General features: G+C 70.6%; 13 protein-coding genes. 11 read left to right on the forward strand and 2 right to left on the reverse strand.

Features of this window, described 5'->3' with window-relative positions; translation table 11 throughout:
- Positions 1–7: 7 nt before the first annotated feature.
- Positions 8–811, forward strand: a complete 804-nt coding sequence (locus ACWD3I_RS04940) for an exodeoxyribonuclease III (protein ID WP_365394138.1) — start codon at positions 8–10, stop codon at positions 809–811.
- Here the strand turns inward: ACWD3I_RS04940 and ACWD3I_RS04945 are convergent, their stop codons facing one another.
- A complete protein-coding gene (locus tag ACWD3I_RS04945; RefSeq protein WP_307029536.1) occupies positions 812–1,456 on the reverse strand; it encodes a MerR family transcriptional regulator in 645 nt (214 codons plus the stop codon).
- A gap of 135 nt (positions 1,457–1,591) precedes the next feature.
- Between ACWD3I_RS04945 and ACWD3I_RS04950 the strand changes: the two genes are divergently transcribed.
- The 4 genes from ACWD3I_RS04950 (at position 1,592) to ACWD3I_RS04965 (ending at position 5,182) form a co-directional block, all read left to right on the forward strand.
- A complete protein-coding gene (locus ACWD3I_RS04950; RefSeq protein WP_365394137.1) occupies positions 1,592–3,106 on the forward strand; it encodes a flavin-containing monooxygenase in 1,515 nt (504 codons plus the stop codon).
- Positions 3,103–4,020, forward strand: a complete 918-nt coding sequence (locus ACWD3I_RS04955) for an alpha/beta fold hydrolase (RefSeq protein ID WP_365394136.1) — start codon at positions 3,103–3,105, stop codon at positions 4,018–4,020. Before ACWD3I_RS04950 ends, ACWD3I_RS04955 begins: the two co-directional genes overlap by 4 nt.
- Positions 4,017–4,901 (forward strand): SDR family oxidoreductase, encoded by an 885-nt coding sequence (locus ACWD3I_RS04960; RefSeq protein ID WP_365394135.1) that lies wholly within the window; start codon positions 4,017–4,019, stop codon positions 4,899–4,901. The genes ACWD3I_RS04955 and ACWD3I_RS04960 overlap by 4 nt, the downstream gene beginning before the upstream one ends.
- 89 nt (positions 4,902–4,990) lie before the next feature.
- Entirely contained in the window at positions 4,991–5,182 is a 192-nt protein-coding gene (locus ACWD3I_RS04965; protein ID WP_365394134.1) for a hypothetical protein, read from the forward strand.
- 149 nt (positions 5,183–5,331) lie between these two features.
- Here ACWD3I_RS04965 and ACWD3I_RS04970 read toward each other — a convergent pair whose 3' ends face one another.
- Positions 5,332–8,610, reverse strand: a complete 3,279-nt coding sequence (locus ACWD3I_RS04970) for a S41 family peptidase (protein ID WP_365394133.1) — start codon at positions 8,608–8,610, stop codon at positions 5,332–5,334.
- 164 nt (positions 8,611–8,774) lie between these two features.
- Between ACWD3I_RS04970 and ACWD3I_RS04975 the strand changes: the two genes are divergently transcribed.
- The 6 genes from ACWD3I_RS04975 (at position 8,775) to ACWD3I_RS05000 (ending at position 14,317) form a co-directional block, all read left to right on the forward strand.
- On the forward strand, positions 8,775–9,374 hold the full coding sequence (locus ACWD3I_RS04975) for a TetR/AcrR family transcriptional regulator (RefSeq protein ID WP_365394132.1): 600 nt from the start codon (positions 8,775–8,777) through the stop codon (positions 9,372–9,374).
- Between the two features lie 125 nt (positions 9,375–9,499).
- Positions 9,500–11,746 carry an MMPL family transporter gene (locus ACWD3I_RS04980; protein ID WP_365394131.1) on the forward strand — a complete coding sequence of 749 codons (2,247 nt, stop codon included), beginning with the start codon at positions 9,500–9,502 and terminating at the stop codon, positions 11,744–11,746.
- Between the two features lie 145 nt (positions 11,747–11,891).
- Positions 11,892–12,290 carry a hypothetical protein gene (locus tag ACWD3I_RS04985; RefSeq protein WP_365394130.1) on the forward strand — a complete coding sequence of 133 codons (399 nt, stop codon included), beginning with the start codon at positions 11,892–11,894 and terminating at the stop codon, positions 12,288–12,290.
- A 41-nt stretch (positions 12,291–12,331) separates the two neighbouring features.
- Positions 12,332–12,907, forward strand: coding sequence for a cysteine hydrolase family protein (locus ACWD3I_RS04990; RefSeq protein ID WP_365394129.1), 576 nt, complete (start codon positions 12,332–12,334; stop codon positions 12,905–12,907).
- A 28-nt stretch (positions 12,908–12,935) separates the two neighbouring features.
- Entirely contained in the window at positions 12,936–13,475 is a 540-nt protein-coding gene (locus ACWD3I_RS04995; RefSeq protein WP_451084031.1) for a YbaK/EbsC family protein, read from the forward strand.
- A complete protein-coding gene (locus ACWD3I_RS05000; RefSeq protein WP_365394127.1) occupies positions 13,472–14,317 on the forward strand; it encodes a DMT family transporter in 846 nt (281 codons plus the stop codon). Before ACWD3I_RS04995 ends, ACWD3I_RS05000 begins: the two co-directional genes overlap by 4 nt.
- Position 14,318: the final 1 nt, after the last annotated feature.

Below are 14,318 nucleotides of genomic sequence, written 5' to 3' on the forward strand. Positions count from 1 at the left end.
TGCCGGAGTGCTCACTGTGACCTCTGTGAATGTGAACGGACTGCGCGCCGCCGCGAAGAAGGGCTTCGTGGAGTGGCTCGGGGACACCTCCGCCGATGTGCTGTGCCTCCAGGAGGTGCGCGCCGAGCCGCAGCAGCTGCCCGAGGAGGTCCGCACCCCCGACGGCTGGCACGTGGTGCACGCACCCGCCGCCGCCAAGGGCCGTGCCGGCGTCTCCCTCTACACCCGCCGGGAGCCGGACCGCGTCCGGATCGGCTTCGGTTCGTCGGAGTTCGACACCAGCGGCCGCTACGTCGAGGCCGACCTGCCGGGTGTGACGGTCGCCTCCCTCTATCTCCCCTCCGGCGAGGTCGGCACCGAGCGGCAGGACGAGAAGATCCGCTTCATGGACGAGTTCCTGACCTACCTGAAGGGCCTGCGCGAGCGCGCCGCCGCCGACGGCCGCGAGGTCGTCGTCTGCGGCGACTGGAACATCGCCCACCAGCCCGCCGACCTCAAGAACTGGCGCGCCAACCAGAAGAACTCCGGGTTCCTGCCGGAGGAGCGGGAGTGGCTGACGCGGGTCCTCGACGTCGCCGACGGGGGCTATGTCGATGTCGTGCGGGCGCTGCATCCGGATGTCGAGGGACCGTACTCGTGGTGGTCGTATCGCGGACGTGCGTTCGACAACGATTCGGGTTGGCGCATCGACTACCACGTCGCCACGCCCGGCCTGGCGGCCAAGGCCGTCAAGGGGTTCGTCGAGCGTGCCGCCACGCATGCCGAGCGCTGGTCGGATCACGCCCCCGTGACCGCGGTCTACGACCTCTAACTAGTCCCGCTTCCGCAACCGCCGGTCCAACGCCAGCGAAAGCTCCGCCTCCACCACGCTTCTCGCGAGGGGGCGCAGGCGTTGCATGTCGTTCTCCGTGGCGTGGCGGAGGACCAGTTCGGCGAACATCTCGGCGAGGTCGTCGACGTGTTCGCGGACGCGTTTGCCCGCTGCCAGGACCTCGGCGAGGGGGATGCCCTCGGCGACCAGGGCGGAGGAGACGTCGAGGAGGCGGCGGCTGATGTGGACGATCTCGTCGCCGTCGGTGCCGAGGTAGCCCAGCTCCAGTGCGGCGGCGAGGTTGTCCGTGGTGACCTGGCCCTCGAAGCGGGCGGCGAGTTCCTCGGGGGTGAGGCGGACCGGTTCCTCTTCCGTGGGGGTGGCCACGCCCAGGAGGTCGGCGACGTCCCGGCCGTGGTCGAGGGCTTCCGCCAGTTCCGCGATGCCGGTGAGGGTGTGGCCGCGTTCCAGGAGGGCGGCGATGGTGCGCAGCCGGGCCAGGTGGTGGTCGTCGTACCAGGCGATACGGCCCTCGCGGCGGGGCGGCGGGATCAGTTTGCGTTCGCGGTAGAAGCGCAGGGTGCGCGGCGTGATGCCGGCCAGGCGGGCCAACTCCTCCATGCGGTACTCGCGCTTCTCGGTCACGCCCGCAGCCTATGTTGTACCTCCGGTAACTTTCCTGGCCCCGCCCCCTACCCATCGGTAAGGAGCTGTCCTACCCTCCCATTGCGCCAGTGTTTACTGGCAGAGTCCGAAAGAGCGATGCGTGGAGGCTTCGGGATGACCGAGCACGAGCATGTGCGGGTGGCGGTGATCGGGTCCGGGTTCGGGGGGCTCGGGGCCGCCGTGCGGCTGCGGCGCGAAGGTGTCACCGACTTCGTCGTCCTGGAACGGGCCGGCAGTGTCGGGGGCACCTGGCGGGACAACAGTTACCCGGGGTGCGCCTGTGACGTACCGTCCCACCTCTACTCCTTCTCCTTCGCGCCCAACCCCGACTGGCCGCGCACCTTCTCCGGGCAGGAGCACATCCGGGCCTATCTGGAGCACGTCGCCGACGTCTTCCGGCTCCGGCCCCATCTCCGCTTCGACTCCGAGGTCAAGATGATGACCTGGGACGCGGACCGGCTTTGCTGGGACATCGAGACCAGCAGCGGGCGGCTCTCCGCCGACGTCGTCGTCTCCGCCACCGGGCCGCTGTCCGACCCGAAGACCCCCGACATCCCGGGGCTGGACTCCTTCCCCGGCAAGGTCTTCCACTCCGCCCGCTGGGACCACGACTACGACCTGCGCGGCAAGCGGGTCGCGATGGTCGGGACGGGGGCCTCCGCGATCCAGATCGTGCCCGCCATCCAGCCCGAAGTCGCCCAGCTGACCCTCTTCCAGCGCACCCCGCCCTGGGTCATGCCCCGCGTCGACCGGCCCATCACCGGCTTCGAGCGCCGGCTGCACCAGCAGCTGCCCTTCACCACCCACGCCCGGCGCGGACTCCTGTGGGGCATCCGGGAGTTGCAGGTCCAGGCCTTCACCAAGCGGCCCAACGAGCTCGGGCTGGTCGAGAAGCTGGCCAAGAGCAACATGGCCCGGGCCATCAAGGACCCCGCGCTGCGGGCCAGGCTGACCCCCGACTACCGCATCGGCTGCAAGCGGATCCTGCTGAGCAGTGCGTACTACCCGGCGCTCGCCCGGCCCAATGTCGACCTGGTGGCGAGCGGGCTCAGCGAGGTCCGCGGCTCCACCCTCGTCGCCGCCGACGGCAGCGAGGCCGAGGTCGACGCGATCATCTTCGGGACCGGCTTCCACGTCACCGACATGCCGATCGCCGACCGGGTCGTGGGGGCGGACGGGCGCACCCTGGCCGAGGCCTGGAAGGGCGGGATGGAGGCCCTGCGCGGCGCGTCCGCCGCCGGGTTCCCCAACTGGATGACGATCATCGGACCCAACACCGGGCTCGGGAACTCCTCGATGATCCTGATGATCGAGTCCCAGCTGAACTACCTGGCCGACTTCGTACGGCAGCTCGACGTCCTCGGCGGCCGCGCCGCCCTCGACGCCCGGCCGAGCGCCGTGCACGCCTGGAACCAGCGGGTGCAGGAGCGTATGAAGCGCACGGTGTGGAACACCGGCGGCTGCACCAGCTGGTACCTCGACGCCAACGGCCGCAACACCACCATCTGGCCGGGGACCACGACCGAGTTCCGGCGCGCGACGCGGCGCGTGGACCTCGCCGAGTACGAGGTGCTCCGTAGCAAGGGGCTCCGAGCGAGCGAGGCGACCGAGGAAGAGGTGAACGCGTGAGCCGGCTCCTGCACGTCTCCTCCGGGCCCTACGCCCCACCCGTCCCCGCCCGTGAGCTGACCGCGGTCTCCGCCGACGGCGCACGTCTGCACGTCGAGGTGCACGGGCCCGAGAACGCGCCCCCCGTCGTCCTCGCGCACGGCTGGACCTGCTCGACCGCCTTCTGGGCGGCGCAGATACGCGACCTCGCCGTCGACCACCGGGTCATCGCCTACGACCAGCGCGGCCACGGACGCAGCCCGGCGAGCCCGGCATGCAGCACCGATGCCCTCGCCGACGACTTCGAAGCCGTACTGAAGGCGACTCTCGCACCCGGCGAGAAGGCCGTGATCGCCGGTCACTCCATGGGTGGGATGACGGTGATGGCGGCGGCCGACGGGGCGGCCTTCCGGGAGCATGCCGCCGCCGTCCTGCTGTGCAGCACCGGTTCCTCGCGGCTGGTCGCCGAGTCGACCGTCGTACCGATGAGGCCCGGACGGCTGCGGACCTGGCTGACCAAGCACATCCTCGGCTCGCGGGCGCCGCTCGGGCCGGTCACTCCGCTCGCGCGGCGGATCCTCAAGTACGGGACGATGGGCCCCGGTTCGGCCCCGCACATGGTCGAGGCGTGCGCACGGATCGTGCACGCCTGCCCCCGCAAGGTGCGGTACTCCTGGTCGCACGTCCTCGATCTGCTCGACCTCGACCACGGGGTGCGGTCCCTGGACGTTCCCACGGCTGTCGTCGTCGGTACGGCCGACCGGTTGACGCCGCCCGTGCACGCGCGTTCGCTGGTGGCGGCGCTGCCCCGCTGCGTCGGGCTCACCGAACTGCCCGGGCTCGGGCACATGACGCCCGTGGAGGCGCCCGAGCTGGTCACCGGGAAGATCCGGGACCTCGTGACGACGTACGCAACGATCAAGGAGGGTGCATGAGCAGGGTCAGCCTCGAAGGACAGGTCGCCGTCGTCACCGGAGCGGCACGCGGTGTCGGTGAGCTGCTCGCCCGCAAGCTGTCCGCGCGCGGGGCGAAGGTGGCGCTGGTCGGCCTGGAGCCGGACGCCCTCAAGCAGGTCTGCGAGCGGCTGCACACCGACAGTGATCACTGGTATGCCGATGTCACCGACCACGAGGCGATGGCGCAGGTCGCGCGGGAGGTGAAGGAGCGGTTCGGGAAGGTCGACATCGTGGTGGCCAACGCCGGTGTGGCCAGCGGCGGTCCCTTCGTCGACTCCGATCCGGAGGCCTGGCGGCGGGTGATCGAGGTGAACCTCATCGGGTCCGCGGTGACCGCCCGCGCCTTCCTGCCCGTGCTGATGGAGAGCCGGGGGTATCTGCTGCAGATCGCCTCGCTGGCCGCCATCACTCCGGCGCCGATGATGACCGCGTACTGCGCGTCCAAGTCCGGCGTGGAGGCGTTCGCGCACAGTCTGCGGGCCGAGGTCGGGTACAAGGGCGTGCGGGTGGGCGTCGGTTATCTGTCGTGGACCGACACCGACATGGTGCGCGGGGCCGATCAGGACGACGTCATGCGGGAGTTGCGGCAGCGGCTGCTGTGGCCGGCCAACAAGACGTATCCGCTGGGCCCGGCGGTCGACCGGATCGTGGCCGGCATCGAGCGGCGGTCGAGCCATGTGTACGGGCAGGGGTGGCTGCGCGGGATGCAGGGGGTGCGCGGGTACCTGCCGGGGCTCATCGGGACGGTCGGGCAGCGGGAGATGCGGCGGTTCGGGGACCGGTTGGCGGGGGTCCGTTCGGGGCTCGTCGGTGCAGGTGGGGCGGCTGATGAGGAGGCGCGCGCTACGCGCCGTAACTGATCGAAATGCGCGCTCTGTCCTGGCGTGTGAATCTGGTCGAGGCCCCGGCTCGGGGCTCATCCCCTCACCCACTTCGGGAGTGAACCCACATGGGTATGAAGGACCAGTTCCAGGACAAGTCGGAGCAGTGGCAGGAGCAGGCCAAGCAGAAGGCCCAGCAGGCCAAGGAGCAGGGCCAGCGTGGCCAGGAGCGCGGCGAGCGCGGCAAGCCGCGGGACGAGGAGACGGAGCGGCTCCAGCGGGATGAGCAGGACCGTCTCGACCTGGACTACGACGCGTAGCACTGCGCTTGGCTTGAGCCGTTGAACGTGGGGTGCCCTGTGTGTCGGGGTGCCCCACGTTTGCGTTGCCGGGGCGAGGTGCGTTGTCGGGTGCGGGCCTGGTCGCGCAGTTCCCCGCGCCCCTGACGGCATCAGCGCATCCCCTGATTTCATGTTCGCGGCGGGAGTTTGGGGCGTGAACGGTCCGGTACGTTCGCGTAGTCCGGGGGTGTTGCCGGGGGTGTTGTCGTCAGTAGGTCGACTGCCAGTTGTACGGCGTCGTCGAGCTGTACGTGTCTGCCCTCCGCCCAGTCCAAGGGGGTTCGTAGGACCTCCAGGTCCGGGGTCACGCCCCGGTTCTCGACCGTCCAGCCGTATGCGTCGAACCAGGCCGCGTTCATCGGCACCGTGATCACCGTGCCGTCGCCCAGGGAGTGGCGGCCGGTCATGCCGACGACGCCGCCCCAGGTGCGTTGGCCCACCACGGGGCCGAGCTTCAGCAGCTTGAAGGCCGCCGTGATCATGTCGCCGTCCGAGGAGGTCGCCTCGTCGGCCAGGGCCACCACCGGGCCTCTCGGGGCGTTCGAGGCGTACGACACCGGCTGGGCGTTTCTCGTCAGGTCCCAGCCGAGGATCGTGCGGGTGAGTTTCTCCACGACCAGTTCGCTGATGTGGCCGCCCGCGTTGCCGCGTACGTCGACGATGAGGGCGGGGCGGGAGACCTCCAGGCGCAGGTCGCGGTTGAACTGGGCCCATCCCGAGCCGCCCATGTCGGGGATGTGGAGGTAGCCGCAGCGGCCACCGCTCAACTCCCGGACCACTTCACGGCGTTTGGCCACCCAGTCCTGGTAGCGCAGGGGGCGTTCGTCGGTGAGGGGGACCACCGCCACCCGTCTCGCCCGGCCCTCGCCCCCGGCCGGGGTGAACGTCAGCTCCACCGTCGTACCGCCCGCGCCCGCCAGCAGCGGATACGGACCCGTCACCTCGTCCACCGGGCGGCCGTCCACGTGGGTCAGGACCGCGCCCTCGCGGATGCCGGTGCCGGCCAGCGGGGAGCGGGCCTTGGAGTCGGAGGAGTCGCCGGGGAGGATGCGTTTCACCGTCCAACCAGCCTCCCGGCGTACGAAGTTGGCGCCCAGGAGACCTTGCCGGCGCTGGTAGTGGGGCGGGCCCTCGTTGCGGCGGGCCGCCGTCACGTAGGCGTGGGAGGTGCCCAGTTCGCCCAGGACCTCGCGGAGCAGATCCGCGAACTCGTCCGGGGTCGCGACCCGTTCGACCAGGGGGCGGTACTGCGCCAGCACCTCGTCCCAGTCGATGCCGCACATCTCCGGCTCCCAGAAGTACGCGCGGATCAGCCGGCCCGCCTCCTCGAACGACTGGCGCCACTCCGCCCCCGGGTCGACCTCGTGCAGGATGCGGCGGGCGTCGATCCAGACGGTGGAGTCGCTGTCGCCGGACTCGGTGGCCGGGACCGCGCGCAGCTCGCCCTCGTCGACGACGACCAGGCGGGAGCCGTCACCGCTCACCGCGAACCAGTCGAGGTGCTCGATCAGTTCGGACTTCTTCGCCTTGGTGATGTTGAAGTATTCGAGGGTGGGGCGGCCGGTCGTGTCGTCGGGGTTCGCGAACGTCTCGCCGAGCGCCCCCGAGATCGGCCAGCGCAGCCAGACCAGTCCGCCGCCCGCCACCGGGTACAGCGCCGAGTACTTCGAGGCGGTGACCGGGAAGGGGGTCACGCGGCTCTCCAGGCCCTCCACCTCGACCGTGACCGTGCTGCCGTCGTCCGGTTCGTCCTCCGCCGGGTCCAGGCCGCCCGCCGCCGGGCGGCCCTCGGGTGTCAGCGCGAACGGGGAGGGGGTCGCCGAGGACAGGGGGACCAGGTACGGGCGGCAGCCGAGCGGGAAGGACAGGTCCCCGGTGTGGACGTCGTAGACCGGGTCGAAGCCTCGCCAGGAGAGGAAGGCCAGATAGCGGCCGTCCCTCGTGAACACCGGGTTCTCGTCCTCGAAGCGGCCGTTGGTGACGTCGACGATCAGTGGGTCCGCCCCCGCCTTCGGGGAAATACGGGCCATCTTGATCTGGCGCAGCGATCTGCCGATGCCCGGGTGCGACCACGTCAGCCATGCCCCGTCCGGGGAGAAGGCGAGGTCGCGGACCGGGCCGTTGATCGAGTGGATCAGTTCGGTGACCTCACCGCCCGAGTCCTTCGTGCCCTCGGCGGCGGACGCGTCATCGGACACGGTGATGAGGAGGAGGCGGCCGTCGTGGGAGGCGATGGCCAGGCGCTCGCCCTGGGGGTCGGCGACCATCTCCAGGACCCGGCCCAGCTCGCCCGAGGCCAGCCGCCGGGGGGCCTTGTCGCCCGTCGCCCGGGGGAGGTAGGCGATCTCCACCGCGTCCTCGCCCTCCGCGTCCGTCACATAGGCGACCTGGCCGACCGAGCCGAGCATCTCCGGGAGCCGGACCCGTACGCCCGGAGTGTCGGTGATGGTGCGGGCGGGACCGTCGCGGTGGGTCAGCCAGTACAGGCTGCCGCGGACGACGACGGCGCTCGCGCGGCCGGTCTCGTCGACCGAGGCGCCGTCCACGTGCTGGGCGGCCGGCACCTGGTACGTACGCCGTCCCGTGCGTGGCCCGCTCAGTCGTACGTCGAGTTTCCGCGGCTCGCCGGCGAGGTCGTCGACGATCCACAGGTCGCCCGCGCACTGGTACACCACCCGGGTGCCGTCGCTCGCCGCGTGCCGGGCGTAGAAGGCGTCGTGGTCGGTGTGGCGGCGCAGGTCGGAGCCGTCGTGGGCGCAGGAGTAGAGGTTGCCGACGCCCTCGTGGTCGGAGAGGAAGGCGATGCGGCCGTCGACGAACATGGGGGAGTGGAGGTGGCCCTCCAGGCCTTCGAGGAGGCGGTGGCCGTGCAGCCACAGCCTTCCGGTGGCCCCGCCCCGGTAGCGCTTCCAGGCGGCCGGTTCGTGCGGCGGGGTGCCGGTGAGCAGGAGGGTTCTGCGCTCCCCTTCGAGGTCGGCCACCTGGAGGTCGGAGACCGGGCCCCAGGGGAGCTTGCGGCCGGGGTCGCCGTCGGTGGGGACCTTGTAGGCCCAGGTGAAGTAGGAGAAGGGTTCGCCGTGGGAGGCGACGGCCAGGATCTGGGCACCTCCCTTCCCTTCGGAGGGTGTCCAGCCGCAGACCTGGGTGTCCGCCGAGCCCCAGTACGTCAGCCGTCTGCCCGGGCCGCCCTCCACGTCCACCAGGTGGATCTCCGGGACCAGGCTCCGCCAGCTCGTGTAGGCGAGGTGGCGGCCGTCGGGTGAGAAACGGGGGTGGCCCACCTTGGTGCGGTCGACGGTGAGACGCCAGGCGCGTCCCTTCCCGTCGAGGGGGGCCAGCCACAGGTCGTCCTCGGCCACGAAGCACAGGAGGTCGCCGCTCAGATGCGGCAGGCGCAGATAGCTCACCTCCCCATGCTTTTCCGGGGGACGGACCGGAGCAACTTAGGAAAAATAGTCGAGACCTGATCCGGCGTGAGCCACGACACGTACGAAACGGTTTCGTTTCGCATGCGGATGCGCTACATTCGTCATGTACGAAACCGTGTCGTTCGGAGCAGGAGGCGGGAATCATGACTGAGATCGCGACGGTGCGTCGCAGTCGGATCACCCCGGAGCGCGAGGCCGAGTTGTACACGGCCGTGCTCGAACTGCTCCGCGAAGTCGGCTACGACGCCCTCACCATGGACGCCGTGGCGGCCCGCACCAAGTCCAGCAAGGCGACGCTCTACCGTCAGTGGGGCGGCAAGCCCGAGCTGGTCGTGAAGGCCATGCGGAGCCAGAAGCCAGGCGGCACCGCCGACGTCGACACCGGGAGCCTGCGGGGTGACCTCCTCACCCTCGTCTCCCGCGAGGACGACTGCACGATGGAGCGGAACTCCGACCTGATGCGGGCCCTGGCCATGGCCGTGCACGGAAATCCGGACCTGATGCAGGCCTTCCGGGAACTCCTCGTCGAACCCGAGATGGGCGAGTTCAAGAAGGTCATGCAGCGTTCGGTCGACCGCGGCGAGGTCCGCGCCGACTGCCCGGCGCTGGACTACATCGTCCACATGCTGGTCGGAGCGTTCGCGACCCGCACGATGATCGACCAGCTGCCTCCCACCCAGGCCTTCCTCACTTCGTACATCGACGCCGTGGTCCTCCCTGCCCTCGGCGTACCGGCCCCCTGAGTTCTCTCCCCGTAGTTAGCACCTGACGTCACCGCTCAAGTCGTCGGGACGATCACCCATGTCCCCATCGGGTCGATCACCCCTTCCCTGCACCGCCCCAACGACCTGACCGGGAGTACGCCCACGTGGCCACGTTCCTCTACAAACTCGGCCGGCTCGCCTTCCGGCGACGGCATTTCGTCGCCCTGATATGGGTCGCCCTGCTGACGCTCGCGGGCGTCGGCGCGGCCAGCGCCCCCAGTGCCGGATCCACCTCCTTCTCCATACCGGGGACCGAGGCGCAGAAGGCCTTCGACCTGCTGGAACAGCGCTTCCCCGGCGCCAGCGCCGACGGCGGGACCGGCCGCATCGTCTTCAAGGCCCCCGAGGGCGAGAAGATGACGGACGCCGCCAACAAGGCGACCGTCGCCAAGACCGTCAAGGAACTGAGCGACGGCTCCGAGGTCGTCTCCGTCACCGACCCGTTCACGACGAACGCCGTGAGCAAGGACGGCACGGTCGCCTACACGTCGGTCAAGTACGAGGCCCCCGGCATGGAGCTGGCGGACTCGACCAGGGAGGCCCTGGAGAAGGCCGGGGACGAGGCCCGCGCCACCGGACTGACCGTCGACATCGGCGGTGACGCGCTGCAGGCCGCGGCCGAGCCGGGAGCCGCCGGTGAGATCGTCGGCATCGCCCTCGCCGCGGTCGTCCTCGTCATCACGCTGGGCTCGCTGGTCGCGGCCGGACTGCCGCTGCTGACGGCGATCATCGGCGTCGGCATCGGTGTCTCCACCATCACCGCCCTCGCCAACGCGCTCGACCTCGGCGACACCACCTCCACGCTCGCGCTGATGATCGGCCTCGCGGTCGGCATCGACTACGCGCTGTTCATCGTCTCCCGCTACCGCGGCGAACTGGCCGAGGGCCGCGACCGCGAGGAAGCGGCCGGCCGGGCCACCGGCACCGCCGGCTCGGCCGTGGTCTTCGCCGGCCTCACCGTCGTGATCGCCCTGGCGGGCCTCTCGGTCGTCGGGGTCCCGATGCTCACCAAGATGGGCCTGGCCGCCGCGGGCACGGTCGTGGTCGCCGTCCTCATCGCGCTCACCATGGTCCCGGCGCTCCTCGGATACGCGGGCAGGAAGGTCCGTCCGGCGGGCGAGAAGCGCAAGGCGGACAAGGCAGGCAAGGCGAACAAGGCGAAGGCTCCCGAGGGGCAGGCCAAGCCCGGCCTCGGCGTCCGCTGGGCCGGCTTCGTCATCCGCCGCCCGGCCGCCGTGCTGCTGCTCGGTGTGCTCGGCCTCGGCGCGATCGCCGTCCCGGCCACCCAGCTGGAACTGGGCCTGCCCGACGACGGCTCCCAGCCGACGTCCACGACCCAGCGCCGCGCCTACGACCTGCTGTCGGAGGGCTTCGGCCCCGGTTTCAACGGCCCGCTGATGATCGTGGTCGACGCCAAGGACAGCGACGACCCGAAGGCCGCGGCCACCACGGTGGCCGACGGGATCAAGGACCTCGAGGACGTCGTGACGGTGACCCCGGCGACGTTCAACAAGGCCGGCGACACCGCGATGATCACCGTGATCCCGGACTCCAAGCCGTCCTCGACCCAGACCGAGGACCTGGTCCACGCCATCCGTGACCAGGGCGCCGACGTCAAGGCCGACACGGACGCGAACGTCCTGGTCACCGGCACCACCGCGATGAACATCGACTTCTCGCAGAAGCTCAACGACGCCCTGATCCCGTATCTGGGCCTGGTGGTCGGCCTCGCCTTCCTCCTCCTGATCGTGGTCTTCCGCTCGATCCTGGTCCCGCTGAAGGCGGCCCTCGGCTTCCTGCTCAGCGTGCTCGCCGCGCTCGGCGCCGTGGTCGCGGTCTTCCAGTGGGGCTGGCTGAGCGGCCTGATCGGTGTCGAGGAGACCGGGCCGATCATGTCGATGATGCCGATCTTCATGGTCGGCGTGGTCTTCGGTCTCGCGATGGACTACGAGGTGTTCCTCGTGACCCGGATGCGGGAGGCCTACGTCCACGGCGAGAGCCCGAGCCAGGCCATCGTGACCGGCTTCAGGCACAGCTCCCGGGTCGTGGTCGCCGCCGCGATCATCATGATGGCCGTCTTCGGCGGCTTCATCAGCTCCAGCGAGTCGATGATCAAGATGATCGGCTTCGGCCTCGCGATCGCCGTCTTCTTCGACGCGTTCGTGGTCCGTATGGCGATCGTCCCGGCGGTCCTCGCGCTGCTCGGCAAGAAGGCCTGGTGGCTGCCGAAGTGGCTGGACCGCGCCCTGCCCAACGTGGACGTCGAGGGCGAGGGGCTGCGCACCCTGGACGACGGCAAGGACGACAAGGACGACAAGAAGGACGAGGACCGGGAGCTCGTACGAGTCTGACGTACAGGTCCTGATCGTCTGATCCGAAGCCGTGGTGTAGCCCGCTACACCACGGCTTCGGCAGTTCACTCCCTCGTGGCGGCGAGCACGGGACGGGAGTGTGGAGGACAGCTGGAAAACCCCTCCACCCGCAAAGGAAACTCCCATGGCCGCTCCGTCTCCGCTCGCCGCCGTCAAGAAGTTCGTCGCCGACCTGATCCTCTGGCAGCTCTTCGTGGGCGGTCTCGCCGCCGGCGTGGCCGCGGGCGCCGTCTTCGACGGCACGCAGAAGGACCTGGTCACGGCCGTCGGCGGGGTCGTGGCCCTGATCACGGGCTCCCGTATCGCCAAGAAGCCGAAGATCAAGGCGTTCCTGTCGCGGCCCGGCACCCTGTGGTTCCTGTTCCTGTTCAACGGGGGCACCGCCGTCGCGATGTACTTCGCGATGGACGGCGTGAAGGGCATCATCGCCGCGGCGATGATGGGCCTGGTCTCGCTGGGCGCCGCCGGCGGCATCGTCGCGGGCCGCCGCATGCAGGCCGAGGCGCGGGCGGTGCGGGTCTGAGCCCGGACCGATTGTCAGTGGCCGGGTCCAGCCTTGCGACCATGACCACACTGCCTGACCGCTCCCGTACGGCACTGCTCGTCATCGACGTCCAGAACGGCGTCGTGGCCGAGGCCCACCGGCGTGACGAGGTCGTCGCCAACATCGCCGCCCTCGTCGACCGGGCCCGCGCCGAGGAGATACCGGTCGTCTGGGTCCAGCACTCCGACGAGGGTCTGCCCCGGGGCAGCGAGGACTGGGAGTACGTCGAGGAGTTGCCCCGCCTCGACTCCGAGCCGCTGGTCCACAAGAGCTACGGCGACTCCTTCGAGGGCACCGACCTGGAGGAGGTCCTCGCCGGGGCCGGTGTCGGACGCCTGGTCGTCAGCGGTGCGGAGAGCGACGCCTGTGTCCGCTCCACGATCCACGGGGCGTTCGTCCGCGGCTACGACGTGACGCTGGTCGCCGACGCCCACACCACCGGCGACCAGAGCGAGTGGGGCGCCCCGCCGCCGGAGCAGGTCATCGCCCACATGAACCTCTACTGGCGCCGGCAGGCGGCGCCGGGGCGCACGGCCGGGGTGACGGAGACGAAGGCGGTGACGTTCGAGGGGCCCGCACCGGCGGACAAGGCCTGAGCCGTCCCCGTGCCGGGAACTCGGTCGCATGCCCTCTACACCGACCGCTAGCGTGCCGTGCATGACGACCACCGACGGCCCGGACTCCGGAGCCCACCCCCTGTTCGCCGCAGCCCTCGACACCCTCGGCCTCGGTGAGCTGCGCGCCGAGATCCGCCGCTTCCCGGACGCCACACGTACCGCCGTAGAGGCGGCCGCGGCGATCGGCTGCGAGCTGAGCCAGATCTGCAAGTCCCTGATCTTCGCGGCGGACGGGGTGCCGGTCCTGGTGCTCATGGACGGGGCGTCCCGGGTGGACGTGGAGCGGGTGCGGCAGGAGCTCGGCGCCGGAAAGGTCACGCGGGCCAAGGCGGACGTCGTGCGGGAGACGACGGGGTACGCCATCGGCGGTGTACCGCCCTTCGGGCACCGGACCCGGACCCGGGTCCTCGCCGACCGTTCGCTGCTCGACCACGCCGTCGTGTGGGCGGCGGCCGGCACGCCGTACACCGTCTTCCCGATGGAGCCCAAGACACTGATCGCGCACGCGGGTGCCACGCTGGTGGACGTCCGGGAGCAGACCGCGTGACCCCGCTGGTCACCACGGCCGTCCTGCTCGCCGCGGTCACCCACGCCAGCTGGAACGCCATCGCGCACAAGATCACCGACAAGCTGGTCGGGTTCACGCTCATCGCGGGCGGCGGGATGCTGATCGGGCTGGCGATGGTGCCGTTCGCGGCGTTCCCGGCGGCCAAGGCGTGGCCGTATCTGCTCTCCTCGGCGTGCATCCACATCGCGTACTACGCGCTGCTGATGAAGTCCTTCCGGCTGGGCGACTTCGGCCAGGCGTACCCGATCGCGCGCGGCACCGCGCCGCTCGTGGTCACCGTGCTCGCCGCGGTGTTCGCGCACGAGGTGCCGGACGGCTGGGCGGCGGCCGGTATCGCGGTGTCCTGCGCCGGACTGACGGGCGTGGCCCTGTGGGGACTTCGCGGGAACCGGCCGAACTGGGCCGCGATCGGGGCGGCGCTGGCGACCGGTCTGACCATCGCGGCGTACACCGTCGTCGACGGGCTCGGCGTACGCGCCTCCGGGTCCTCGCTCGGGTACATCGCCTGGCTGATGGCGGTGCAGGGCGTGGTGCTCCCGGCGTACGCGGCCCACCGCTGGCGGGGGCAACTGGTGCCCACGCTCCGGCCGTTCGCGGTCCTGGGGCTCGTGGGCGCCGCCCTCTCGGTCGCCGCGTACGGGCTGGTCCTGTGGGCCCAGACCAAAGCGGAACTGGCACCCATCGCGGCGCTTCGCGAGTCGTCCATCATCGTCGGCGCGGCGATCGGGGCGGTGTTCTTCAAGGAGCGGTTCGGGATGCCGCGGATCGCCGCGGCGGGGCTGCTGGTGGTGGGGATCGGGCTGATGCTGCACTCCGGATAGG

This window comes from Streptomyces sp. NPDC002817 (genome assembly GCF_053592055.1).